The following is a 22,594-nucleotide window of genomic DNA, read 5'->3' on the forward strand; positions in this document are numbered from 1 at the left end:
ATGCTGCGAAGTTTCCTTCGTAGCGAGCCGCCCATTATGCCAGACTTTTTCAGTCCGTCAACACCCTCGTTCGATCATCTCGTTCGGCGGTGGTGGGCGCCCTGATGTCGCTGAAGCCCCTTGGTGGCGACCCCTGCGACGGGGGAGGAGAAGTATGTCCCTATTCCCATCATTTGTGAAGGGGGTGTGGCGATTTTTTTCAACGGATGTTGCATCTGTTCATCCGTCGCGCTGGGGGAGGACCGCTCGAAGAGCAAGCCAAGCGCGGGCTTGGCTCTACAAGAGCATCAAGGAAGGGCCGGCTGGCGCCGGCCCTTCCTTTGTCTCAGGCGGCGACCAGGCGCACGCGGGCGAAGGTGCGCTTGCCGACCTGCAGCAGGCCTTCGAAGCCCGGCTGCAGCACCTGCTGGCCGTCTTCCACTACTTCGCCGTCCACCTTGACCGCGCGTTCCTTGAGCTTGCGGTTGGCTTCGGAGTTGCTCGGGGTCAGTCCGGCCGCGGTCAGCAGTGCGGCGATGCGCAGGCCTTCGGCCGGGATCGCCACGTCCTGCAGCGGCAGCTGGGTGATGTCGCCCTGCCCGGTCACCGCCGCTTCCCAGCCGGCAATGGCCTGCTCGGCCGCCGCAGCGTCGTGGAAGCGGGTCGCCAGCTCACGCGCCAGGCGCAGCTTGACCACGCGCGGGTTCAGGCCGCCATTGGCCACCTGCTCGCGCAGCTGCACGGCTTCAGCCTGGCTGATGTCGAAGGACAACAGCTCGATCCAGCGCCACATCAGGGTGTCGTCCACCTTCATGGTCTTGGTGATGATGTCGATGGCCGGTTCGCTGATGCCAATGTAGTTGCCCAGCGACTTGGACATCTTGTTGACGCCGTCCAGGCCTTCCAGCAGCGGCATGGTCAGCACCACCTGCGGCTTCTGGCCGTGATGTTCCTGCAGGCCACGGCCCATCAGCAGGTTGAACTTCTGGTCGGTACCGCCCAGCTCGACGTCGGCCTCCAGGGCCACCGAGTCGTAGCCCTGCACCAGCGGGTACAGGAACTCGTGGATGGCGATGGACTGCTGGGCGGCGTAGCGCTTGGCGAAGTCATCGCGCTCGAGCATGCGCGCCACGGTGTGCTGGCCGGCCAGGCGGATCATGTCGGCCGCGCCCATCTTGCCGAACCACTCCGAGTTGAAGCGGACTTCGGTACGGCTGCGGTCCAGCACCTTGAACACCTGCTCCTCATAGGTACGGGCGTTGGCCAGCACGTCCTCGCGGCTGAGCGGCTTGCGGGTCAGGCTCTTGCCGGACGGGTCGCCGATCATGCCGGTGAAGTCGCCGATCAGGAAAACGACCTGGTGGCCGAGGTCCTGGAACTGGCGCATCTTGTTCAGCAGTACCGTATGGCCCAGGTGCAGGTCGGGCGCGGTGGGGTCGAAGCCGGCCTTGATCCGCAGCGGACGGCCTTCCTGCAGGCGCGCACGCAGATCCTCGAGCTTGAGGATCTCGTCGGCACCGCGGCCGATCAGGGCAAGGGCTTCTTCAATCGAGGACACGTGACTACTCCCGGCAACGCCGATTCTTGTGTGGGGTGTTAAAGCAAAGTTAACCCGATTGGCTTCACAAAAGCCAATGGGCACAAGGGTTTGACGCGGTTTTCTCAGGTGTCTATGGTAACCGGCGATCAGGCCCGCGCTCCCGGGCTGCCAGGAAAAAACCGCCTATGCACAATTCCGAACAAGGGCGCGCACGCAAGCAGCGCTTCCAGGAACGCCTCCACGTCCTGCACGACAACGCCCTGCATCGGAAGCTCAGGCAACATCTTCCCGCCGCCTTCAATGAGCGCTGGACCCGCCGCCATTGGATGCATGCCAGCCTGTTCGCGACCATCGGCGCGCTGGTGGCAACGATCGTCCCAGGCTTCTCGCACACCATCGACGCCCCCTTTGCCGACAGCCATACCAGCCTGGCGCTGCCGTTGCCGCCGCTGACCATGGCCCGCCAGCAGCAGGTGCCCGGTGACAGCTGGCAGGTGCTGCGCGTGCAGCGCGGCCAGACCCTGAGCGACCTGTTCGACAAGGCCGGCATCCCGGCCACCACCCTGCACCGGGTACTGGACCACCCGGGAGCGCGTGAGGCGCTGACCAAGCTCCGCCCGGGTGCCGAGATCGCCTTCGACATGCCGCTGTCCGGTGACCTGCGCAGCATCCGCTTCGACCGCGATGCCGACAACCGGGTGGAACTGAGCCTGACCGGCGACGACATCAAGGAGAAGGTGACCCAGCGCGAGACCTCCACGCGCACCGTGGTCACCAGCGGCGAGATCACCAGTTCGCTGTATGCCGCGGCCCGCCGCGCCGGGCTGTCGCCGTCAGCGATCGCGACGATGACCGACGACATCTTCAAGTACGACATCGACTTCTCGAAGGACCTGCAGCCGGGCGACCGCTTCAGCGTGGTGATGGATGAAACCTGGCGCGAAGGCGAGAAGGTGGATACCAGCAAGATCCTGGCGGCAACCTTCACCACCGGTGGCAAGACCTATTCCGGTTTCCGCTTCGACCGCAACGGCAAGTCCGAGTACTACGACATCAACGGCCGTTCGCTGAAGAAGAGCTTCATCCGCATGCCGATCCCCTTCGCACGCTTGAGCTCGACCTTTGGCGCGCGCAAGCACCCGGTGCTGGGCAAGATGCGCATGCACAAGGGCGTGGACTACGCCGCGCGCACCGGCACCCCGATCATGGCCGCCGGCGATGCCCGCGTGCAGTTCGCCGGCGTGCAGCGCGGCTACGGCAATGTGGTGATCCTCGACCACGGCCGCGGCCACACCACCCTGTACGGGCACATGTCGCGCTTTGCGAACATCAAGACCGGCCAGCGCGTGGCCCAGGGCACGGTGATCGGCTATGTCGGCTCGACCGGCCTGGCCACCGGCCCGCATCTGCACTACGAATTCCGCGTCAACGGCGAGCACCGCAACCCGCTGACCGTGACCATGCCGCCGCCGGAGCCGTTGAAGGGCGCCGAGCTGGTCGCCTTCCGCGCGCAGACCGCGCCGGCGATGGCCCGCATCCAGGGCATGGAAAAGCTGATCTACGCCGATGCCAGCCCAGCACCGACCAGCCGCGACGAGGCCGCCCCCGAGGTGGCCAGCGCCAAGGACAAGAGCAGCACCGGCCGCAAGCGCGGCTGAGCCCCTGCGTTGACGAAGAAGGACGCGGCAGCACAAGCTTGCCGCGTCCTTTTTTTATGCCCGCCATGAACACGACTGCCGACGCTGACGCCCCCCTGTACCTTGGCCTGATGTCGGGCACCAGCGCCGACGGCATCGATGCCGCGCTGGTGCAGTTCCCCGCCGGCGGCGGCTGCCGCTTCGTGCACGGGCTGACCGCCCGCTGGGAGCCGGTGCTGCGTGCGCGGCTGGTGGCGCTGGGTGAGGGCGGCCCGCTGGACTCGCTGGAGGAGCTGGGCGAGCTGGATGCGCGGATCGCGATCAACTTCGCCGAAGCCGCCAACCAGCTGCTGGCCGAGGCCGGCGTGGACCGCAGCCAGGTCCGCGCGATCGGCTCGCACGGCCAGACCGTGCGCCATCGCCCGCTGGCCAACCCCGCCTTCACCGTGCAGCTGGGCGATGGCAACCGCATCGCCGAGCTGACCGGGATCACCACGGTATCCGACTTCCGCCGCCGTGACGTGGCCGCCGGGGGCCATGGTGCGCCGCTGATGCCGGCCTTCCACCTGGGCATGCTGGGCGCCGCCGATGAGGACCGTGCGGTGCTGAACCTGGGCGGCATCGCCAACCTGACCCTGATCCCGCGCGAAGGCGCAGTGCGCGGCTTCGATACCGGCCCGGCCAACGCGCTGATGGATGCCTGGTGCCAGCGCCATACCGGCCGCACCTTCGATGCCGATGGTGCGTACGCTGCCAGTGGCGCGGTAGACGAGGGCCTGCTGGCCGGCTGGCGCTCGGACCCGTGGTTCGCGCTGCCACCGCCGAAGAGCACCGGCCGTGAGCAGTTCCACCTGGCCTGGGCCGAGGTGCACATGGGCGAAGGCCAATACGCTGCCGCCGATGTGCAGGCCACCCTGCTGGAGCTGACCGTGGCAACCGTGGCCGATGCGCTGCTGGCGCAGCAGCCGCAGACCCGGCGCCTGTTGGTCTGTGGTGGCGGCGTACGCAACCGGCAGCTGATGAAACGGCTGGCGGCGCGGCTGCCGGGGGTGCAGGTGGAATCCAGCGCGGTGCACGGGCTGGACCCGGAGTACGTGGAGGCCATGGGCTTTGCGTGGCTGGCGCAGCGGACGATGGACGGGCTGGCCGGCAATCTGCCGAGCGTGACCGGGGCCAAGGGGCCGCGGATCCTCGGGGCGATCCACCTGGCGTGAGGTGGCGTCATCCACGCATGGCGTGGATCTACCGGGCAGCCGAGCGTGGGCTCGGCTCTACAGCATTGCGGCGCGGCCGCTAATCGAAGCCCTGCCCTGCGGGCAAGGCCTGCAGGGCGGCGATGGCGTCGGAGAGCGCGTCCACTTCGGGATCACCGAAGCCGGAGCGGACCTCCAGTTCACTGCTGAACAGGCCCTGCTCCAGCAAAGCGGCGCAGGTCTGTTCGTGGGTCCAGCCGCGGGCGACCGCGACGCGTTTGATGCGTTCCAGCAGCAGCGGGTCCAGGTCCCGCAGCACAACGTCGGCCATGCTCGCTTCCCCGTTCGCAAGGCACCGCCCCCTCGGCGCGTCGGGGCGATGATCCCGCAGACCGGACGGGCAGGCAATCAGGTCGAGCTGGAGGCCTGGCGACGGCGCTGCTGCAGGATCAGCAGGGCGCAGAGGATCACCACCGGGATCGCCACCAGCGCGGTACCGACGAAGAACAGCGCGTAGCCTTCCAGCAGCGTCCGGCCCTGTGCGAGCGTCTGTACCGACCACCCCGAGAGCCCCTTGAGCGCCTTGCCGGGCATCGCGTAGAACGAACTCAGCAGCGCGTACTGGGTTGCGGTGTATCCGATGCTGGTCAGGCTGGACATATAGGCGATCAGCGCCGTACCGGCGAAACCGCTGGCGAAGTTGTCGATGGCCATGGCCACAGCAAAATGGGTCGTGTCTGGGCCCGAATAGGCCAGCCAGGCAAACGCCAGGTTGGAGGCCGGCCCCAGCACGGCACCCACCATCAGCGCCGCCAGCACCCCCCAGCGAACCGAGACCAGGCCCGCCGCAGCAATGCCGACGAAGGTCGCGACCAGGCCCACCGAGCCCCGCACAGCACCCACGGTGTCCTCGTCCAGGCCGAGATCGACGTAGAACGGGTTGGCCATCGGCCCCATGACGAAGTCGGCCATGCGATACACGCTGATGGCCACCAGGATCAGGATCGCACCGCTGCGATGCTCGCGGACGAAAGCGATGAACGGCCCCGCCACGGCGTCGAACAGGCCGCGCGGCGTCCACAAGGAGGTCGCCTGTGCCTGCACGGCAGCCACTTCCCGCGCGGGTTCACGGGCCATGACCACGGCTACCACGCCAAGCGCCATCAGCACCGCCATGATCTCGTAGGAGACCTGCCAGCCAACACGGGCCGCGATGATCAGGATCAGCGCATCGGTGACCAGCAAGGCAGTGCGGTAGCCCAATGCCGAGGATGAGGTCAGCAGGCCAAGCTGCTCGCTGTTGTCAGCACTTTCAATGCGCCAGGCATCGATGACGATGTCCTGGGTGGCCGAAGCAAACGCCACGATCACGGCCATTACGCCGAACACGACGATGTGCTGCCAGGCGATGCCCAGGAACTGGATCTGGCCGCCCTTGGGCTGGACCAGCGCCATGCCGACAAGGCCCACCACTACGACCAGCTGCGACAGCAGCATCCAGCCGCGGCGGCGGCCAAAACGACCGAACAGAGGCACGTCGGTCTTGTCGACGATCGGTGCCCACAGGAACTTCATGGTGTAGGCCAGCCCGACCCATGACAGGAAGCCGATCGTGCTCAGCTCGATGCCTTCCTTGCGCATCCAGAAGCCGAGCGTGTTGCCCACCAGATAGATCGGCAGGCCGGAACTGAAGCCGAGCAGCAGCATCGCCAGCACCTTGCGCTGGCTCAGGTTGGAAACCACCTGCTGCCACGGCCGGCGCGGCTTGGCAACCTCGGTCACAGGTCGTAGTCCACGGTGAACGGCGCGTGGTCGGAGAAGCGCTCGTCGCGGTAGATCGAGCAGCTGCGCAGGCGGTCACGCAGGCCCGGGGTGATGAACTGGTAGTCGATGCGCCAACCGACGTTGTTGGCACGGGCGGCGCCACGGTTGCTCCACCAGGTGTAGTCCTCGCCGGTGGGGTTGAGCAGGCGGTAGGCATCGGCCCAGCCGCGGCCTGCGGCGACATCGGTGGCCTGGCCGTGGTCGGCGCAGAGGGCGTTGAGCCAGTCGCGCTCCTCCGGCAGGCAGCCCGAATTCTTCTGGTTGGACTTCCAGTTCTTGATGTCCAGCGCCGAACGCACGATGTTCCAGTCGCCGCACAGCACGTAGTCGCGGCCGCTGCGCGCCCACTCCTCCAGGATCGGCCGCAGCCATTCCATCACTTCGAACTTGAAGCCCTGGCGCAGGTCGCCCGAGCTGCCGGACGGGATGTAGAAGGAGACCACGCTGAGGTTGCCGTAGCGCGCCTCGATGTAGCGGCCTTCGTCGTCGAACGGGGCCCAGCCCAGCGAGGTGATGACCTGGTCCGGCTCGCGCTTGCTGTAGATGGCCACCCCGCTGTAGCCCTTCTTGGTGATGGCATCGCGGTAGAAGCAATGGTGGCCATCCGGGCGGAACATCGGGTCGGTCAGCTGGTCTTCCTGGGCCTTGGTCTCCTGGATGCACAGGACGTCGGCGTCCTGGGCACGGAACCAGTCGAGGAAGCCCTTGGTCGCGGCGGAACGGATGCCATTGGCGTTGAAACTGATGATGCGCATGCAAGGGACCTACGACAGGAAACCGGGCAAGCATACCGGTTGCCCGCGGGGCTGCGCAGTCTGCCCGGCCAGGCCGCGACGCCCTTCACACGGGTCCGGACGAGCGCGAAACGCCCAGCTGGATTAGGATTTATGCTCCAAATGAAGATGAATCGAGTTTTGATGAGCGACCACCGCCACCGTTTCCTGCAGCTGGCCCTGACCGCCGACGCCCTGCGCTTCGGCCAGTTCACCCTCAAGTCCGGCCGGCTGAGCCCCTATTTCTTCAACGCCGGTCGTTTCGACTCCGGTTCGCTGCTGTCGCAGCTTGGCGCCTGCTACGCCGATGCCATCGATGCCACCGGAATCAAGTACGACGTGGTGTTCGGCCCGGCCTACAAGGGCATCCCGCTGGCCACCGCGATGGCCTGTGAGCTGGCCCAGCGTGGCCGCGACCTGCCGCTGTCGTTCAACCGCAAGGAAGCCAAGGACCATGGCGAAGGCGGCCAGCTGATCGGCGCCGACATGAATGGCAAGCGCGTGCTGATCGTCGACGACGTGATCACCGCCGGTACCGCGATCCGCGAAGCGCTGGGCATCATTCGCGCTGCCGGTGGCACCCCGGCCGGCATCGTGGTGGCGCTTGACCGCCAGGAGATCGCTTCGGAAACCGATCGCCGTTCGGCGGCGCAGTCGGTGGCCGAGGAGGCCGGCATTCCGGTGATCGCCGTGGCATCGCTGGCCGATCTGCTTGATTTCGCCTCCGGCAACCCGGAACTTGTGGGCTACCGGCAGCCGCTGGAAGCCTACCGGGCCCAGTACGGCGTCCGTTCGATCCGCTGACCGACCAGGGGAAAGGTCATGTCCCGAGTTCCTGCTGTTCTCTTTGCCGGCCTGCTGCTGGCCATGCCGTTCACGCTGCCGGCGCAGTCGCGGGGTGGCGACAAGGTGGAGAAGAAGCTGTACTGCTGGAACGAGGGCAAGGAGCGGATCTGCAGTGATTCGCTGCCGGCCGATGCGGTCAACCATGCCCGCGAGGAATTCAACGCGAAAAGTGGCCTGCGCAATGCGCAGGTCCAGCGCGCGTTGACCGACGAAGAGCGTGCCGCCGCCAGCACGGTGGCCGCGCAGCAGCAGCTGGACCTGATGGCCGAGCAGACCCGCCAGCGCACCGAGCAGGCGATGCTGACCACCTATGGCAGCGAGGACGACCTGCGCCGGGTGTTCGCCGAGCGCCAGGAAGTGCTGGACAACAACCTGAAGACGGCCGAGTACAACGTCACCAGCCTGCGCGAGTCGCTGGTGGCCCTGCTGTCGGCCGCCGGTGATCGCGAACTGGCCGGCGCCAAGGTGGCCGACAAGCAGGCCGAGGCGATCCGCCAGCGGCACGTGCAGCTGCAGTCGCAGCAGCGCCTGCAGGCCGGGTTCCTGCAGCAGCAGCAGGCGTTGAAGGCGGAAATTGAAAGCACCCTGCAGCGCTATCGCGAGCTGAAGGGCGTGGCGCCGGCTGCCCCGGCAGGCTGACGACGCTCCTGCCGCCGGGCATGGCCCGGCGCTACCCCGGGCCCGGTTACGGGTTGGCCCACGGAATTTATGCACTCTTTACGCGTCGGCCCGGTCCGGCGCGTAGTGCGTTTATGGTGGGCAGGACGACTATGGCGACCTGAGGTGGAGGGGTTCCACCAGGACGCTATTGCAATGTCCCCCTGGCTGTCGTTGTTGTGTGGCGTGCTGGTGCTGGTCGCCGCCGCCTATCTTCTTTATGTCGTGCTGCGGCCCGAGTCGTTCTGAGCGGAGCCGGCCATGACTGAGATGCTTGTGATTATTGCCGCCAGCCTGCTGCTGGCGTGGCCGCTGGGCCTGTACCTGGCCCGCGTGATGCGGGGCACGCCGATGAAGGTCGACGTGCTGTTCCACTGGATCGAGAAGCCGCTGTACAGGGTGTTCGGCGTCGATCCATCGCGCTCGATGTCCTGGCGCGGCTACGTGCTGGCCTTCGTCCTGAGCAACGTGGTGGTCGCGGTACTGACCCAGGCGGTGTTCATGACCCAGGCCTGGCTGCCGCTGAATCCGGATCAGATCCCGAACATGCGCTGGGACACCGCGCTGCACACGATGATCTCGTTCCTGACCAACACCAACCAGCAGCACTATTCGGGCCAGGCGCAGCTGTCCTACCTCTCGCAGATGACCGGCATCACCGGCCTGCAGGTGGTGACGCCGATGATGGGCCTGGCGCTGGCGGTGGCCACGCTGCGCGCGTTGTTCTCGCGTGCGCCGCAGACTGCGGCCGCCACCGGTAGCGGCGATGACCGCCAAGTGGCGGTGGGCAACTACTACGTGGACGTGGTGCGCCTGTGCGTGCGCTTCCTGTTGCCGCTGTGCCTGGTGTGGACACTGGTGCTGACCAGCCAGGGCGTGCCGTCGACGATGGCCGGTGGACCACAGGCCACGCCGATCGATGCCAGCGCCGGCATGGCCGGACAGAAGCTGCCGTTGGGCCCGGTGGCGGCAATGGTCGCAGCCAAGCAGCTGGGTGCCAACGGTGGCGGCTGGTACGGCCCGAACAGCAGCTTCCCGCTGGAGAACCCGACCCCGCTGTCGAACGCGCTGGAGATCGTCGGCATCCTGCTGGTGCCGATGGCGGTGATCTTCATGATCGGCGCGTTCACCGGCCGGCGCCGCTTCGGCGCCCTGGTGTTCAGTTGCATGCTGGGCATGTCGCTGCTGTCCACCGGCGCGATGATGTGGAGCGAAGGGCATAGCGCCAGCGCCGCCACGCCGTTGCTGATGGAAGGCAAAGAGGTGCGCTTCGGTGCCGACGGCACTGCGCTGTGGGCGGCAGTGACCACCCAGGTCTCCAACGGTTCGGTCAACGGCATGCACGATTCGCTGGCGCCGCTCAGTGGCGGCATCGCGATGGTCAACATGCTGGTCAGCGCGATCTGGGGCGGCATCGGTTGTGGCCTGCAGCAGTTCATCGTGTACCTGCTGCTGGGTGTGTTCCTGGCCGGGTTGATGACCGGACGTACGCCGGAACTGTTCGGCCGCAAGCTGGAGACGCCACAGGTGCGCCTGCTGGCCCTGCTGGTGCTGCTGCAGCCGATCACCCTGCTGGTGTTCACCGCGATCACCCTGGCCGTACCCGGCCTGGCGGGCACCTCCAACCCCGGTTTCCATGGCATCAGCCAGGTGTTCTACGAGTATGTCTCGGCCTACGCCAACAACGGCTCGGGTTTCGAGGGGCTGGGTGACGCCACGCTGTGGTGGAACCTGAGCTGCTCGCTGGTGCTGCTGCTGGGCCGCTTCCCGCTGCTGATCATCCCGCTGGTGGTGGCCGCACAGCTAGCCGCCAAGCGCCAGGCGCCAGAGTCTGCCGGCAGCCTGCAGATCGAAACCCCGACCTTCGCCCTGACCCTGGTCTCGGTGATCGTCATCCTGACCGTGCTGCAGTTCCTGCCGGCGCTGGTACTCGGCCCGATCGCCGACCACCTGAGCCTGGGACTGCACTAAGGACACCCCGATGAGTACCCACGCAAGTTCAACCCGCAGTTCCCTTGCTCCGCGCCCTGCCCTGCTCGATGGCGCCGGCCTGCGCCGTGCGCTGGTCGACGCAGTGCGCAAGCTGTCACCGATGCACCTGGTACGCAGCCCGGTGATGGCAGTGGTGATGGCCGGCACGATCGTCGCCGCCATCGTCACCCTGACCGGCAATGCGCCGCTGGGCTTCGGCCTGGCGGTGACCGCGATCCTGCTGGTGACCGTGTTGTTCGGCAACTTCGCCGAGGCGGTGGCCGAAGCGCGCGGCCGTGGCCAGGCCGCCTCGCTGCGCCGTGCCCGCCAGGATCTGGTGGCGCGCCGGCTGGCTGCGCCGCAGCCGGGCGCGGCCGAAACCCAGGTACCCGCCGCCGAACTGCGCCCGGGCGACCATGTGATCGTCAGTGCCGGTGAGCTGGTGCCGGCCGACGGCGAGATCGTGCAGGGCCTGGCCACCATCAACGAAGCGGCGGTGACCGGGGAATCGGCACCGGTGCTGCGCGAGGCTGGCACCGACCGTTCCGGTGTGATCGGCGGCACCAAGGTGCTGTCCGACCAGATCATCGTGCGGGTGACCGCCGAGCCGGGCCACAGCTTCCTGGACCGGATGATCGCGCTGGTGGAGGGTGCCAACCGCCAGAAGACCCCGAACGAGATCGCGCTGACCCTGCTGCTGGCGGCGATGACGCTGACCTTCCTGGTGGTGGTGGCGACGCTGCCTGCGATCGGCGCCTCCGTGGGCGTCAAGGTCGACCCGCTGTTGCTGATCGCGCTGCTGGTGTGCCTGATCCCGACCACCATCGGCGGGCTGCTGCCGGCCATCGGCATCGCCGGCATGAACCGTGCGCTGGCCGCCAATGTGCTGGCCAAGTCGGGCAAGGCGGTGGAGGTGGCCGGCGACGTCGACGTGCTGCTGCTGGACAAGACCGGCACCATCACCTACGGCGACCGCCAGGCCAGCCACTTCCATCCGTTGGCCGGTATCGATGCCAGCCAGCTGCGTGAAGCGGCGCTGCTGTCTTCGCTGGCCGACCCGACCCCGGAAGGCAAGTCGATCGTGCGCCTTGCGCGCGAACAGGGCTGCGCCACCGCCGAACCGGACCATGCCGACTACCTGGCCTTCACTGCCCAGACCCGCATGTCCGGCGTGGACCTGGAACATGGGCGGCAGATCCGCAAGGGTGCCGCCGATGCGATCCGTGCTCACGTGCAGGCGCTGGGTGGCAACGTGCCTGCGGAACTTGCAGGTCGCGTCGAGCAGGTGGCGCGCAACGGCGCCACCCCGCTGGTGGTGGCCGAGGGCCGCCACGTGCTGGGCGTGATCGAGCTGTCGGACGTGGTCAAGCACGGCATGCGCGAGAAGTTCGCGCAGCTGCGGGCGATGGGCATCCGCACGGTGATGATCACCGGTGACAACCCGCTGACCGCCGCCGCCATCGCTGCCGAGGCCGGTGTGGACGACTACATCGCCGAAGCGCGGCCGGAAGACAAGCTGGCGCGCATCCGCCAGGAGCAGGCCGGTGGCCGCCTGGTGGCGATGGTCGGCGACGGTACCAACGACGCCCCGGCGCTGGCCCAGGCCGACATCGGCCTGGCGATGAACTCCGGCACGCAGGCGGCGAAAGAGGCCGGCAACATGGTCGACCTGGATTCGGACCCGGCCAAGCTGCTGGCGGTGGTGGAAGTGGGCAAGCAGCAGCTGATCACCCGCGGCGCGCTGACCACCTTCTCGCTGGCCAACGACGTCTCCAAGTACTTCGCGATCCTGCCGGCACTGTTCGCCGCTGCCGTTCCGACCATGGCCGCACTGAACGTGATGCAGCTGTCGAGCCCGCGCAACGCCGTGCTGGCGGCGCTGATCTTCAACGCCCTGGTGATTCCCGCCCTGATTCCGCTCGCCCTGCGTGGCGTGCGCTTCCGCCCGGCCACCGCAACGGCGCTGCTGCGCCGGAACATGCTGGTGTACGGCCTCGGCGGCGTGCTGCTGCCGTTCGCGGCAATCAAGGCGATCGACCTCCTTCTTGTCCTGGTATTCGGCGCATGAACCGTACTGTTTCCACTTCGTCTTCTCTTCCCCGCGAACAGAAAGCCGAGGCCCGCGTGGCCAGCCTGCAGGATGGCGCAAGCTGGCGCCCGGCGATCGGCCTGGGCCTGGCCACGCTGCTGCTGGCCGGCGCGGTCTACGCCGGTATCGCCACCGGTTTCGCCGGCCTGGCCTACCCGACACAGGCCGAGGGCAGCCTGCTGCGCGATGGCAACGGCCAGGTACGCGGCTCGGCATGGCTGTCGCAGCCGTTCACCGGTGACGGCTACTTCCAGGCGCGCCCGTCGGCCGCCAACTACGACCCGATGGCCGCGGCCGGTTCCAACATGGCGCGCAGCAACCCGTCACTGGCCGAGCGCGTCGCCGCCAGTACCGCTGCGGTGGCTGCGCGCGAAGGTGTCGCGCCGGCGCAGGTGCCGGCGGATCTGGTCACCCAGTCTGGTGGTGGCCTCGATCCGCAACTGTCGCCGGCCGCGGCGCAGCTGCAGGTGGCACGCGTAGCGCGTGCCCGTGGCCTGCCGGTAGAGCAGGTGCAGGCGCTGGTGCAGGCGCATACCGAAGGGCGCCAGTGGGGCCTGTTCGGCCAGCCGCGGGTGAACGTGGTGACGCTCAACTTCGCGCTGGACCATGCGGCCAAGGCACCGTGATGCCGGCCTGCACCGGCTGCGCGCACAATGGCGGCCATGACAGCGGCACCCATGACTGATGCGCGAACCCGCCAGGCCGATGCCCTGGTCGAAGGCCTGCAACGCGAAGCCGGCGGCAAGCTGACCGTGTTCCTCGGCGCGGCGCCGGGCGTGGGCAAGACCTACACCATGCTGACCCGCGCGCAGGAACAGCTGCGCCGTGGTGTCGATCTGGTGGTCGGGCTGGTGGAAACCCACGGCCGCGCCGATACCCAGGCGCTGCTGGAGGGCCTGCCGCAGCTGTCGCTGAAAGCGGTGGCCTACCACGGCCACACCCTGCAGGAGATGGACCTGGATGCCGTGCTCGCGCGGCACCCAGCGCTGGTACTGGTGGATGAACTGGCCCATCGCAACGCGCCGGGCAGCCGCCATGAGCGCCGCTGGCAGGACGTGATGGAGCTGCTGGACGCCGGCATTGACGTCTGGACCACGGTCAACATCCAGCATCTGGAAAGCCTCAACGATGTGGTGATGCGCATCACCGGCGTACGCGTCAGCGAGACCGTGCCGGACGGTGTGCTCGACCGACTGCACGACATCGTGCTGGTGGACCTGCCGCCGCGCGAACTGATCGCGCGCCTGCAGCAGGGCAAGGTCTATGTGCCCGAACAGGCCGCACAGGCACTGCAGGCGTTCTTCTCACCGGCCAACCTGACCGCGCTGCGCGAACTGGCGATGCAGGAGGCCGCCGACCGCGTCGACAGCAGCCTGCGCGAAACCCGCGCCGCGCGTGGCGAAGGCAATCTGCCCCTGCGTCGCGGCGTTCTGGTGGCCATTGATGGCGGCGGCCAGAGCGAATACCTGGTGCGTGTGGCGCGGCGCATCGCAGAGCGCCGTGACGCGCCGTGGACGGTAGTGACCGTGCAGGGCCGGCGCCAGGACGAGGCGACCCGGCGCGAGATCGATGCGGCCTTTGCGCTGGCAAGGCGGCTGGGCGGCGACGCCGAACTGCTGCATGGATCGAGCATCGCCGATGCCCTGCTCGACCATGCCGCACACAACGGCGTGTCGACCCTGGTGCTGGGCCGGACCCGCGAACGTCCACTGGCACGGATGTTCAACCGCACCCTGACCCAGCAGCTGATCCAGCGTGGCGCACATTACGAGATCACCATCATCAGCACACCGCAGGCACGCGCACGCTCGCGCCGCGAGAGCCTGCTGCCGCCAATGCGCGGTATCAGTCATGAACCGGCACAAGCCCTGATCGCTACCGCGCTGGCCTGTGCGGTGGCGTGGCTGGCCGAACACTGGGTGGGCATGGCCGACCTGTCGATGGTGTTCATCGTCGCGGTGGTGCTGGTGGCGGCGCGCACCCGCGCCAGCGTGGCGGTGATGGCGGCGATCCTGTGCTTCCTGGCCTACAACTTCCTGTTCATCGCGCCACGCTTCACCTTCGCCATCGGCGCGCGCCAGGGCGTGATCACCGTGTTCCTGTTCCTGGCCGCCGCGCTGGTGGCCGGACGCCTGGCCTCGCGCCTGCGCATGCAGGTGATCGCGCTGCGTGCCGCCAACCGCCATGCGCGTGCGCGCCAGCAGTTGGGCCGCCAGCTGGCCAGTGCCGCCGGCAACGGAGAGGTGGCGCAGGCGGGTCGGCATGCACTGGAACAGGCCATGGACGTGCCGGCGTGGCTGCGGATCGGCGCCGATACCGCAACCGGTGGCCGGAGCCAGCCTGGCGATACCGATCTGGCCGCCGCCGACTGGGCGCTGCGCCACGGCCAGCCCAGCGGCCGCTTCACCGACACTCTGGCCGGCGCGCAATGGTGGTTCCTGCCGCTGCTGGATGGCGAAGACCGCGCGATCGGCGTGGCCGGCCTGTACCTGCCCGGCGCGCAGGCGCGCCTGCTGCCCGAGCAGCGGCAGCTGGCCGAAGCGATGGTGGATGACATCGCGCAGGCCGCGCTGCGCACGCGGCTGGTGGCCGAACTGGAACAGGCCCACGTCAGCAACGAGACCGAGCGATTGCGCTCGGCCCTGCTCTCTTCGGTATCGCACGATCTGCGCTCGCCGCTGGCGGCGATGATCGGTTCGGCCGACAGCCTGGCCAGCTACGGTACGGCGATGGATACAGCCGATCGCCGTGCCCTGCTGGACACCATCCTGGTCGAGGGCGAACGGCTGGACCGCTACATCCAGAACCTGCTGGACATGACCCGCCTCGGCCACGAAGGATTGAAGATCAACCGCGACTGGATCGGCGTGGACGAACTGATCGGCTCGGCGGCGCGGCGCCTGCAGCGCTACCAGCCCAAGGTACGGCTGGAGCTGGATATTCCCTCCACGCTGGCGCCGATCTGGGTGCACCCGGCGCTGGTCGAGCAGGCCGTGTTCAATGTGATGGAAAACGCGGCCAAGTTCTCGCCGCCCGATGCCGCCGTGCAGGTGCAGGCGCGCGAGCTGGACGGCCAGCTGCGCATCGACGTGATCGATGCCGGCCCCGGCATTCCCGATGACGAGCGTGCGCGCATCTTCGACATGTTCTACAGCGTCGAGCGCGGCGACCGCGGCCGCCACGGCACCGGCCTGGGCCTGACCATCTGCCAGGGCATGATCGGCGCGCATGGCGGCAGCGTGCAGGCGCTGCCCGGACGCGACGGTCGCGGTACCCTGATCCGCATCAGCCTGCCCCTGCTCAAGCCAGCCTCCCACGATGAGCCCGACCCCGATTGATGCCAGCGTGCCGGCCGCGCGCGTGCTGGTGATCGATGATGAAACCCAGATCCGCCGGTTCCTGGATATCAGCCTGCGCGCGCAGGGCTACCAGGTACGGCAGGCCGCGACCGGCCAGGAAGGCCTGGAGATGGCCGCCAGCGAAGACATGGACCTGGTGATCCTGGACATCGGCCTGCCGGACATGGAAGGCCACGAGGTGCTGGAGCAGCTGCGGCAATGGAGCCAGGTGCCGGTGATCATGCTGACCGTTCGCGCCGGCGAAACCGAGAAGGTGCGGGCGCTGGACAACGGCGCCAACGACTACGTGACCAAACCCTTCGGTACCCAGGAGCTGATGGCGCGGGTACGGGCGCTGCTGCGCACGCGCAGCGTGCCCAGCGACGGCACCCCGCCGGTGTTCGACGATGGCCATCTGCATGTGGACCTGGTGCGCCGTGAAGTGGCACTCGATGGTGAACCGGTGGCGCTGACCCGCAAGGAATACGCGCTGCTGTCGCTGCTGCTGCGCAATGCCGGGCGCGTGGTGACCCAGCCGCAGATCCTGCAGGAGATCTGGGGGCCGACCCACCAGCACGACACCCATTACCTGCGCATCCTGGTCGGCAAGCTGCGGCACAAGCTGGGTGATTCGGCGCTGGATTCGCGCTACCTGTTCACCGAACCGGGCGTGGGGCTGCGGTTCAAGGGGTGAGGGTGTGTCGACCAAGGTCGACACCTACCAACAGCTCCAGGACATTGTCAGGGGTGGGGCGGTGTCGGAGTGCGGGGTGTCAGCCGCATGGATGCGGCTGCCAAGCTTACAGGGACGTACTTGCTGCGTCCCCGCACTCCGACACCGCCCCGCCATCCCACGGATAGCCGGCCTTTGACGTTGACGTTGATTCGGCGGGTGCCGGGCGCAGCCCGGCCCCACCTCAGAACCCCAGCGGGGTCTCGCCCAGCACCGGTTGCAGCTGGCTGCGGAACAGCGCTTGGATGCGTTCCAGTGCCGCCTCGTCGTTGCCCTCGAAGCGCAGCACCAGCACCGGCGTGGTATTGGAGGCACGCACCAGGCCCCAGCCATCGGGGAAGTCCACACGCAGGCCGTCGATGGTCGACAGGCGGCCGCCCACATACGGGTTGTCCGGCGACTGCGCCGCCGCCACCAGCATCGCCACCAGCGCATGTGGCGTACCGTCGGCCACCGGCACCTTCAGTTCCGGCGTGGCCACCATCTCCGGCAGCTCTGCCAGTACCTCATCCGGGGTCTCCTCGCGCTGGGCCAGGATCTCCAGCAGGCGCGCCGCCGCATACAGGCCATCGTCGAAACCGAACCAGCGCTCCTTGAAGAAGAAGTGGCCGCTCATCTCGCCGGCCAGCTCGGCGTCGGTCTCGCGCATCTTCGCCTTCATCAGCGAATGCCCGGTCTTCCACATCAGCGGACTGCCACCATTGCGCAGCACGTGGTCGGACAGCTTGCCGGTGCACTTCACGTCGTAGATCACCATCGCGCCGGGGTTGCGCATCAGCACATCGGCGGCAAACAGCATCAGCAGGCGGTCGGCATAGATGATCCTGCCTTCGCCGGTGACCACGCCCAGCCGGTCGCCATCGCCATCGAAGGCGACGCCGAGGTCGGCGCCGAAGCGCTTGACCGTCTGCACCAGGTCTTCCAGGTTGGCCGGTTCGCTCGGGTCGGGATGATGGTTGGGGAAGGTACCGTCGACATCGCAGTACAGCGGAATGACTTCAGCACCGATCGCTTCCAGCAGCTGCGGTGCGAGCGCACCGGCGACGCCGTTGCCGGCATCGGCCACGACCTTCAACGGGCGGTCCAGCTGCACGTCGTCGGCGATGCGCTGGATGTAGTCGGCACTGACATCGCGCTGCTGGTAATCGCCCGGCTCGGCGGTCTGTACCAGGCGGCCTTCGATGATGCGCTGGTAGAGATCGGTGATGGCGTCGCCGGACAGCGTCTCGCCGCCGATGACCACCTTGAAGCCGTTGTACTCGGGCGGGTTATGACTGCCAGTGACCGCCACGCAGGTGCCGGTGCGCAGATGGAAGGCGGCGTAGTACACGACCGGGGTCGGTGCCAGGCCGATGTCGATCACCGCGCAACCGGCGCGCCTCAGACCCTCGGCCAACCCTGCGGCCAGTTCCGGGCCGGACAGGCGGCCGTCGCGGCCGATCACCACCTCGCGCAGCCCCTGCTCCAGTGCCACGGTACCGATGGCCTGGCCGATCAGCGCCGCCGTCTTCGGCGTCAGTTGGCTGCCCACCACACCGCGAATGTCGTAGGCGCGGAAGATACCGGCCGCCAGTTCCTCGGCCGGAACCGGCGGCGGGGGCGGCGGTGCACTTTCAGTTGTGCTGGCCTCGGCCACCGGCGGCGGCGCCATCTGCAGGCTCTCGCTCAGGGTCGGGCCATGATCCGCTTCCGCCACGGCCGCACGGCGCGGCAGCGGCAGCGTCTTCGGCAGGCGGCCGCGACCCACCACCAGCAGCACGGCGATGAACGCCAGCAGCAGCGCGACGATGGCGCTGGCCAGCGAACCCAGGCCCAGCGGACCGGGTTCGACATTGGGTACCGCCGCCACCAGCCGCAACGGCGTACCCGGAATCGGCCGCGCCAATGCTTCGGCACTTTCGGCCAGGCTGGCATCGCCCTGGGCGACGAGGTCATGCGCGCCCTGGCGCAGGCCAAGGAAACCGGCCGATGGCGCACTCACCTGGTCCAGCGGCGAGGTCAGTCGCAGCAATGGCTGGCGCACGTAGAGCACTGCCGGGCCCAGGCTGCCCAGCGGCACCGGTGCCGCCAGGCCAAGACGATTGCCCCCCCCATCGCGGACCACGCGCAGGCTGGGGCCGGTGTCGGCCAATGCGGCTTCCAGCAGTGCCAACCGGGCATAGCCGAAGGTCGCCGGGTCGGCATAGGCGTTGGCCAGATCGGCGGTCAGCACTTCGGCATGCTCGACGCCGGTCCAGCTCTCGCGGACCGCGAGTGCCGCCGCAGCGGCATCGCCGGCCTGCAGCGCCTGCTGCACGCGCTCGTTCTTCAGCTGCTGCTGCAGCTGCTTCAGCTGGCCGGCAGCGGCCTCCTGCAGGCCTTGCACGGCCTGGTCACGCGCAGCTTCCAGCGCCTGGCCGTTGGCCTCCTGGCGCCATTGCTGCACCGCGCTCCATCCGAACCAGCCAGCCAGCAGAACCAGCAGCACCCCCAGTAGTGGCGCACTGCGTCCCAACGACCGTCCCCGCTGTCCTTCCCCGATGCCGCTCATCGATGTCCCCTGTCAACGCACCCCGGTATGGCCGAATCCACCCGTTCCCCGCACGCTGTCGGTGAAAGTATCCACCACCTGCAGGCTGACGCGGGCAATCGGCACGACCACCAGCTGCGCGATGCGATCGCCCGGCTCGATGGTGAAGGCCTCGCGGCCACGGTTCCAGACACTGATCAGCAGCGGGCCCTGGTAATCGGCGTCGATCAGGCCGGTGCCGTTGCCGAGCACGATGCCGTGGCGGTGACCCAGCCCGGAACGCGGCAGGATCACCGCGCACAGGTTCGGATCGGCGATATGGATGGCCAGGCCGCTGGGCACCAGCGCGGTGTCGCCCGGCTGCAGGGTCAGCGCGGTATCCAGCGCCGCGCGCAGGTCCATGCCGGCGCTGGCTTCGGTGGCGTAGGCCGGCAGCGGCCAGCTGTCGCCGAAGCGCGGATCGAGCAGCTTGACCTGCAGCGGTTGGGAAGTGAAAACCTGGGTCATGCCTGGAGTCTCCGCGCGATCAGCGCCAGCAGTTGTTCGGCCAGCTCGCGCTTGGAGGTGGCCGGGAATACCTGTTCACCGTCCTGCCAGAAGGCAGTGGCGGCGTTGTTGTCGCTCTCGAAACCGCCGCCGCTGATGCCGACCTGGTTGGCGATCACCAGGTCCAGGCGCTTGTCGACCAGCTTGCCACGCGCGTACTTCTCCACGTCGTGGGTTTCGGCGGCAAAGCCGACCACCAGCTTCAGCGACTGCGTCTGCGCGGCGACTTCGGCCAGGATATCCGGCGTGCGCACCAGCTCGATCACCAGCGACTGGCTGTCGGCGGTCTTCTTCAGCTTCTGCGCAGCCACTTGGCGCGGTGTGTAGTCGGACACCGCGGCGGCACCGATATAGATGTCGGCCGGCAGCGACTTCAGCACGGCATCACGCATCTGCGCGGCCGAGCGCACGTCCACGCGCTGCACGCCGGGCGGCGTCGGCAGCTGCACCGGGCCGCTGACCAGCACCACCTGGGCGCCCATCGTCGCGGCGGCCGCGGCCAGGGCAAAGCCCATCTTGCCGCTGCTGCGGTTGCCGACGTAGCGCACCGGATCGATGTCTTCATAGGTCGGGCCAGCGCTGATCAGCAGGCGCAGGCCCTGCAGCGCGCGGGTTTCCGGTGCGGCAGCCGCCGCCGTGGTACTGCCATTGGCGGCCAGCGCGGCGACGATGTCGCCGGGCTCGGCCAGACGGCCGGGACCGGATTCGCCCTCGGCCAGCGGACCGTCGACCGGGCCGATCACCTGCGCGCCGCGCTGGCGCAGCAGGGCGATGTTGGCCTGGGTGGCCGGATGCAGCCACATGCGGTGGTTCATCGCCGGGCAGATCGTCAACGGCGCGGTGCTGGCCAGGCACAACGTGCTGACCAGGTCATCGGCATGGCCCTGCGCCAGCCGGGCCAGCAGATCGGCGGTCCCCGGGGCGACCACGATGCGGTCTGCCCAGCGGGCCAGCTCGATGTGGCCCATGGCCTGTTCGGCGGCGCTGTCCCACAGCGTGGTGCGGGTCGGCTGCCCGGACAGGGCCTGGAAACTGAGCGGAGTGACGAACTGCTGGGCACCGGCGGTCATCGCCACCTGCACCTGGGCACCGGCGTCGCGCAGGCGCCGCACCAGTTCCAGCGCCTTGTACGCCGCGATCCCGCCTCCGACACACAACAGCAGTTTCTGACCTTCCAGCGCGCGCGCCGGCGCGGGGGAAGCGTTGGGGGAGTCAGCCACCTGGAATTCCTGTGCAAACGAGGGCGCTAGCTTACCCGATGGCCGGTAATGTCCCGGTACAGGGCGCACATAGCGGGCGGCTATCAGCAGATGGAATCCGCCTGCGTTGACCCGGGATTCACCCGGTAACAGTTTCGGACCTTTCCTATACCCCTACGTCTCTGTGCTTTTGCAGAATCAGGCATTGGCTGCCGCCCGCCGTGGCCTGTTCGACCTTCGAGGAGCCTCGTGCATCCACGCATCATCATCGCCGACGACCATCCCGTGGTCTTGCATGGCATCCGTGTCGTGCTGCAGACCCACCTGATGGACATCGTCGGCAGTGCGCGTGACGGCGCCCAGCTGCTGGAGCTGGTGGACCAGCACGACTGCGATGCGGTGCTGACCGACCTCTCGATGCCGGGTGCCGGCCCGGACGGTCCGGAGCTGATCGACGCGCTGCGCATGCGCCGCCCTGGCCTGCCGGTGGTGGTGCTGACCGGCGCCCGTCATCCCGGCCTGCTGGACGGACTGCTGCGGGAGGGCATCAGTGGCCTGGTCGACAAGTGCGCCGATTTCGCCGAACTGCCCCAGGCGCTGAACGCCGCGATGGCGGGGCAGGTATTCGTCTCCCAGCAGCTGCGCCACCACCTGCAGGCACGCGACCTGCTGTTTCCGCGCGAGCCGGCGCCGCTGTCGGCACGCGAGCAGGAAGTGCTGGAGCTGCTGGCGGCCGGTCTCAACGTGAACCAGGTCGCCGAGCGCTGTGGGCGCAGCCCGAAGACCATCAGCCGGCAGAAGGCCGAAGCCAAGCGCAAGCTGGGCCTGCAGAACAACCAGGAACTGTTCGACTACCTGCAGACCCGGCGCGACTGAGGCATCGACCGACCCGGGCCCGCGGCAAGCCCCGATGGGAGATGCCGCCGAAGCTGGCGATGATGCAGGCATGCCCATCCACGACTGGCCCGAACAGGAACGCCCCCGCGAGAAGCTGATCGCGCGCGGGCCCACGTCACTTTCCGACGCCGAGCTGCTGGCCCTGTTTCTCGGCTCCGGGTTCGGTGGCCGCGATGCCGTGCAGACCGCGCGCGACCTGCTGCAGGCGCATGGCCCGTTACGGGTGCTGCTCGATCGCCCCGCACGGGAGCTGGCGCGCCTGCCCGGGCTGGGTCCGGCGCGCAGCTGTACCCTGGTTGCTGGGCTGGAACTGGCCCACCGCTACCTGGCCGCCGAGCTGGAACACGGCGAAGCGGTCGGCAACAACCCGGCCGCGGTCGGACGCTATCTGCAGCACCGCCTGCGGGGGCAGGCACGGGAGATCTTCATGGCCCTGTTCCTGGACAATCGCCACCGCCTGATCGCCTGCGAGGAACTGTTCCACGGCACCATCAACGCCGCACCGGTCTACCCCCGCGAAGTGGTGCGGCGCGCCCTGCTGCACAACGCAGCGGCGGTGATCCTCAGCCACAACCACCCTTCCGGCGACCCGGAACCCTCCAGCGCCGATACCCGCATCACCGACGAACTGCAGCAGGCGCTGGCGATGGTGGACGTGCGCCTGCTGGACCACTTCGTGGTGGGCGAGGGCCGTCCCGTTTCATTTGCTGAACGGGGACTTCTGTCCGCGCCCCAGCCGCGCCTGTTCGGCTGAGCACGGCCCCTTCAGGCGCCATCGGCCGCCCCCACAGGCATGTTCTGGTCAGCGTGGGCGCGGGTATCTGCGCTAAAATGGGCGATTCCGCCGCTCATTCTCACAGCAG

Annotated in this window: 19 protein-coding genes; 12 read left to right on the forward strand and 7 right to left on the reverse strand. The window is 68.2% G+C overall.

What is annotated here, in order from left to right; genetic code table 11:
- Positions 1-325 precede the first annotated feature (325 nt).
- A complete protein-coding gene (tyrS, locus tag N5D20_RS19555) occupies positions 326-1,537 on the reverse strand; it encodes a tyrosine--tRNA ligase (protein ID WP_279914938.1) in 1,212 nt (403 codons plus the stop codon).
- Between the two features lie 167 nt (positions 1,538-1,704).
- On the opposite strand from tyrS, the gene N5D20_RS19560 reads away from it, so the two are divergent.
- Together N5D20_RS19560 and N5D20_RS19565 are read left to right on the forward strand one after the other, a co-directional pair.
- A complete protein-coding gene (locus tag N5D20_RS19560) occupies positions 1,705-3,177 on the forward strand; it encodes a peptidoglycan DD-metalloendopeptidase family protein (protein ID WP_043403159.1) in 1,473 nt (490 codons plus the stop codon).
- 65 nt (positions 3,178-3,242) lie between these two features.
- Positions 3,243-4,370, forward strand: coding sequence for an anhydro-N-acetylmuramic acid kinase (locus N5D20_RS19565; RefSeq protein ID WP_279914937.1), 1,128 nt, complete (start codon positions 3,243-3,245; stop codon positions 4,368-4,370).
- 79 nt (positions 4,371-4,449) lie between these two features.
- Here the strand turns inward: N5D20_RS19565 and N5D20_RS19570 are convergent, their stop codons facing one another.
- From N5D20_RS19570 to N5D20_RS19580, 3 genes are all read right to left on the reverse strand, one after another.
- Positions 4,450-4,680, reverse strand: a complete 231-nt coding sequence (locus tag N5D20_RS19570) for a hypothetical protein (RefSeq protein ID WP_005407775.1) — start codon at positions 4,678-4,680, stop codon at positions 4,450-4,452.
- A 77-nt stretch (positions 4,681-4,757) separates the two neighbouring features.
- Entirely contained in the window at positions 4,758-6,131 is a 1,374-nt protein-coding gene (locus tag N5D20_RS19575) for an MFS transporter (RefSeq protein WP_279914936.1), read from the reverse strand.
- Complete coding sequence (locus tag N5D20_RS19580) at positions 6,128-6,928, reverse strand: exodeoxyribonuclease III (RefSeq protein WP_005412008.1); 801 nt, start codon at positions 6,926-6,928, stop codon at positions 6,128-6,130. The genes N5D20_RS19575 and N5D20_RS19580 overlap by 4 nt, the downstream gene beginning before the upstream one ends.
- Positions 6,929-7,090: 162 nt before the next feature.
- Between N5D20_RS19580 and pyrE the strand changes: the two genes are divergently transcribed.
- The 8 genes from pyrE (at position 7,091) to N5D20_RS19620 (ending at position 16,541) form a co-directional block, all read left to right on the forward strand.
- Entirely contained in the window at positions 7,091-7,750 is a 660-nt protein-coding gene (pyrE, locus tag N5D20_RS19585) for an orotate phosphoribosyltransferase (protein WP_010486876.1), read from the forward strand.
- 18 nt (positions 7,751-7,768) lie between these two features.
- On the forward strand, positions 7,769-8,431 hold the full coding sequence (locus N5D20_RS19590) for a hypothetical protein (protein ID WP_279914935.1): 663 nt from the start codon (positions 7,769-7,771) through the stop codon (positions 8,429-8,431).
- 174 nt (positions 8,432-8,605) lie between these two features.
- Complete coding sequence (locus N5D20_RS19595; RefSeq protein WP_005407770.1) at positions 8,606-8,698, forward strand: potassium-transporting ATPase subunit F; 93 nt, start codon at positions 8,606-8,608, stop codon at positions 8,696-8,698.
- Between the two features lie 12 nt (positions 8,699-8,710).
- Positions 8,711-10,420 (forward strand): potassium-transporting ATPase subunit KdpA, encoded by a 1,710-nt coding sequence (gene kdpA, locus N5D20_RS19600; RefSeq protein WP_279914934.1) that lies wholly within the window; start codon positions 8,711-8,713, stop codon positions 10,418-10,420.
- A gap of 10 nt (positions 10,421-10,430) precedes the next feature.
- The gene (gene kdpB / locus N5D20_RS19605) at positions 10,431-12,488 is read left to right on the forward strand and encodes a potassium-transporting ATPase subunit KdpB (protein WP_053442400.1); all 2,058 of its coding nucleotides are present in this window, start codon (positions 10,431-10,433) and stop codon (positions 12,486-12,488) included.
- Positions 12,485-13,135, forward strand: a complete 651-nt coding sequence (kdpC, locus tag N5D20_RS19610) for a potassium-transporting ATPase subunit KdpC (protein ID WP_197655005.1) — start codon at positions 12,485-12,487, stop codon at positions 13,133-13,135. Before kdpB ends, kdpC begins: the two co-directional genes overlap by 4 nt.
- A 51-nt stretch (positions 13,136-13,186) precedes the next feature.
- Positions 13,187-15,847 (forward strand): sensor histidine kinase KdpD, encoded by a 2,661-nt coding sequence (locus N5D20_RS19615; RefSeq protein ID WP_279914933.1) that lies wholly within the window; start codon positions 13,187-13,189, stop codon positions 15,845-15,847.
- On the forward strand, positions 15,828-16,541 hold the full coding sequence (locus tag N5D20_RS19620; RefSeq protein WP_019338804.1) for a response regulator transcription factor: 714 nt from the start codon (positions 15,828-15,830) through the stop codon (positions 16,539-16,541). Before N5D20_RS19615 ends, N5D20_RS19620 begins: the two co-directional genes overlap by 20 nt.
- A 223-nt stretch (positions 16,542-16,764) precedes the next feature.
- Here N5D20_RS19620 and N5D20_RS19625 read toward each other — a convergent pair whose 3' ends face one another.
- Genes N5D20_RS19625 through coaBC form a run of 3 tightly spaced genes read right to left on the reverse strand, consistent with a single transcriptional unit; the run spans position 16,765 to position 20,855 of the window.
- Positions 16,765-19,110 (reverse strand): phosphomannomutase/phosphoglucomutase, encoded by a 2,346-nt coding sequence (locus N5D20_RS19625; RefSeq protein ID WP_227199605.1) that lies wholly within the window; start codon positions 19,108-19,110, stop codon positions 16,765-16,767.
- 12 nt (positions 19,111-19,122) lie between these two features.
- Positions 19,123-19,596: a dUTP diphosphatase gene (dut, locus tag N5D20_RS19630; RefSeq protein ID WP_227199604.1), complete on the reverse strand. Its 474-nt coding sequence runs from the start codon at positions 19,594-19,596 to the stop codon at positions 19,123-19,125.
- Positions 19,593-20,855, reverse strand: coding sequence for a bifunctional phosphopantothenoylcysteine decarboxylase/phosphopantothenate--cysteine ligase CoaBC (coaBC, locus tag N5D20_RS19635; RefSeq protein WP_010486895.1), 1,263 nt, complete (start codon positions 20,853-20,855; stop codon positions 19,593-19,595). The genes dut and coaBC overlap by 4 nt, the downstream gene beginning before the upstream one ends.
- Before the next feature lie 228 nt (positions 20,856-21,083).
- On the opposite strand from coaBC, the gene N5D20_RS19640 reads away from it, so the two are divergent.
- Both N5D20_RS19640 and radC read left to right on the forward strand, forming a co-directional pair.
- Complete coding sequence (locus N5D20_RS19640; protein ID WP_019338987.1) at positions 21,084-21,710, forward strand: response regulator transcription factor; 627 nt, start codon at positions 21,084-21,086, stop codon at positions 21,708-21,710.
- Between the two features lie 70 nt (positions 21,711-21,780).
- Positions 21,781-22,485 carry a DNA repair protein RadC gene (gene radC, locus N5D20_RS19645; protein ID WP_029550913.1) on the forward strand — a complete coding sequence of 235 codons (705 nt, stop codon included), beginning with the start codon at positions 21,781-21,783 and terminating at the stop codon, positions 22,483-22,485.
- Positions 22,486-22,594 lie beyond the last annotated feature (109 nt).

The sequence above is a fragment of the Stenotrophomonas sp. GD03877 genome (assembly GCF_029840555.1).
Lineage (GTDB): Bacteria > Pseudomonadota > Gammaproteobacteria > Xanthomonadales > Xanthomonadaceae > Stenotrophomonas > Stenotrophomonas geniculata.

Excerpts from the sequence above, each read along its gene's own strand:
- N5D20_RS19560 (WP_043403159.1), top strand. The coding sequence starts at position 1,705 with ATGCACAATTCCGAACAAGGGCGCGCACGCAAGCAGCGCTTCCAGGAA.
- N5D20_RS19565 (WP_279914937.1), top strand. The coding sequence starts at position 3,243 with ATGAACACGACTGCCGACGCTGACGCCCCCCTGTACCTTGGCCTGATG.
- N5D20_RS19570 (WP_005407775.1), bottom strand. The coding sequence starts at position 4,680 with ATGGCCGACGTTGTGCTGCGGGACCTGGACCCGCTGCTGCTGGAACGC.
- N5D20_RS19580 (WP_005412008.1), bottom strand. The coding sequence starts at position 6,928 with ATGCGCATCATCAGTTTCAACGCCAATGGCATCCGTTCCGCCGCGACC.
- pyrE (WP_010486876.1), top strand. The coding sequence starts at position 7,091 with ATGAGCGACCACCGCCACCGTTTCCTGCAGCTGGCCCTGACCGCCGAC.
- N5D20_RS19590 (WP_279914935.1), top strand. The coding sequence starts at position 7,769 with ATGTCCCGAGTTCCTGCTGTTCTCTTTGCCGGCCTGCTGCTGGCCATG.
- N5D20_RS19595 (WP_005407770.1), top strand. The coding sequence starts at position 8,606 with ATGTCCCCCTGGCTGTCGTTGTTGTGTGGCGTGCTGGTGCTGGTCGCC.
- kdpA (WP_279914934.1), top strand. The coding sequence starts at position 8,711 with ATGACTGAGATGCTTGTGATTATTGCCGCCAGCCTGCTGCTGGCGTGG.
- kdpB (WP_053442400.1), top strand. The coding sequence starts at position 10,431 with ATGAGTACCCACGCAAGTTCAACCCGCAGTTCCCTTGCTCCGCGCCCT.
- kdpC (WP_197655005.1), top strand. The coding sequence starts at position 12,485 with ATGAACCGTACTGTTTCCACTTCGTCTTCTCTTCCCCGCGAACAGAAA.
- N5D20_RS19615 (WP_279914933.1), top strand. The coding sequence starts at position 13,187 with ATGACTGATGCGCGAACCCGCCAGGCCGATGCCCTGGTCGAAGGCCTG.
- N5D20_RS19620 (WP_019338804.1), top strand. The coding sequence starts at position 15,828 with ATGAGCCCGACCCCGATTGATGCCAGCGTGCCGGCCGCGCGCGTGCTG.
- N5D20_RS19625 (WP_227199605.1), bottom strand. The coding sequence starts at position 19,110 with ATGAGCGGCATCGGGGAAGGACAGCGGGGACGGTCGTTGGGACGCAGT.
- dut (WP_227199604.1), bottom strand. The coding sequence starts at position 19,596 with ATGACCCAGGTTTTCACTTCCCAACCGCTGCAGGTCAAGCTGCTCGAT.
- radC (WP_029550913.1), top strand. The coding sequence starts at position 21,781 with ATGCCCATCCACGACTGGCCCGAACAGGAACGCCCCCGCGAGAAGCTG.